Origin of the sequence: Pseudomonas sp. NBRC 111127 (assembly GCF_001320345.1) — a bacterium.
In the GTDB taxonomy this organism is placed as follows: domain Bacteria; phylum Pseudomonadota; class Gammaproteobacteria; order Pseudomonadales; family Pseudomonadaceae; genus Aquipseudomonas; species Aquipseudomonas juntendi.
Genome location: NZ_BCBD01000325.1, coordinates 1 through 1,187, shown reverse-complemented (window position 1 = coordinate 1,187; position 1,187 = coordinate 1). Strand labels below are relative to the sequence as shown.

The 1,187-nt window shown below is 61.2% G+C and carries 2 protein-coding genes and 1 pseudogene; all 3 read left to right on the top strand.

The features are described from left to right. A pseudogene (locus APH30_RS27235) lies at positions 1 to 407 on the top strand (MFS transporter); the annotation flags it as partial. Next, positions 404 to 526, top strand: coding sequence for a hypothetical protein (locus APH30_RS29775; protein WP_256222161.1), 123 nt, complete (start codon positions 404 to 406; stop codon positions 524 to 526). The pseudogene APH30_RS27235 and the gene APH30_RS29775, both read left to right, overlap by 4 nt. A gap of 45 nt (positions 527 to 571) precedes the next feature. After that, on the top strand, positions 572 to 1,120 hold the full coding sequence (locus APH30_RS27230) for a glutathione peroxidase (RefSeq protein ID WP_054914256.1): 549 nt from the start codon (positions 572 to 574) through the stop codon (positions 1,118 to 1,120). Positions 1,121 to 1,187 lie beyond the last annotated feature (67 nt).

Genomic DNA, 1,187 nt, shown 5'->3' with positions numbered 1-1,187 from the left:
CTGGCTGGCTGGGTGGGCGCATGTCCAAACCGCGCTTGCTGACCGGGCTTTACCTGCTGCGGGCGGTGGTGATCGTGCTGTTCCTGTGGGCGCCGGTGACTCAGTTCAGTGCCTACCTGTTCGGTATCGCCATGGGGCTGCTGTGGTTGTCTACCGTGCCGCTGACCAATGGCACCGTGGCGACGGTGTTCGGGGTGCGCAACCTTTCCATGCTGGGCGGTATCGTGTTCCTGTTCCACCAGCTGGGTGCGTTCCTGGGGGGCTGGCTGGGTGGGGTGGTGTACGACCGCACGGGCAGCTATGACCTGGTGTGGCAGATCTCCATCCTGCTCAGCGTGTTGGCTGCCGCCCTGAACTGGCCGGTACGCGAACGCCCGGTCGCCCGCTTGCAGGCGCAGGCAGCGTGAGCCGCCATTGGGTTCGCGGGCTGCTGGCGGTTGCCGGGTTATTGCTGCTGGCGCTGGTGTGGTGGGGCTGGCACCGCGGGGGCTTGGCGTTGATGCAGTTGGGCATGAGCGTCTGTTAGGCGCTACCCTGCAAGCTCAAGGCTTGGATTGCGGGAGCAACAGACATGCGTATACAGGGGTTGACGGTGACGGTGCTGGGCTTGCTGGCCAGTGCGTCGAGCTGGGCGGCCGATTGCCCTGCGTTGTTGCAGGGCAGCTTGCCGGAATTGCGGGGCAAGGGGCAGATCGAGCTGTGCGAGCGGTTTGCCGGTAAGCCTCTGGTGGTGGTGAACACCGCCAGTTACTGTGGTTTTGCGCCGCAGTTCGAGGGGCTCGAAGCAACGTACAAGGCGTATCATGAACAAGGCCTGGAGATGTTGGGTGTGCCGTCCAATGACTTCAAGCAGGAAGACGCCGATAGCGAGAAGACGGCCAAGGTGTGCTATGCCAATTACGGTGTGACGTTCACCATGACCAAGGCTCAGCCGGTTCGGGGCAAGGATGCGATTCCGTTGTTCGTTGAATTGGCCAACCAGAGCAGTGCGCCGAAGTGGAACTTCTACAAATATGTGGTTGATCGCAAGGGCAAGGTGGTTGGTAATTTTTCCAGCCTGACCAAGCCGGATGATCCGGCGTTCCGGGCGGCTATCGAGAAGGCTATTGCTTCGCAGTGATGGGGGGGGGTATTGCGTAGCTTGAAAGCTTGAAAGCTTTTTGGCGCTGGTTTTGGTGGCGCGAAAA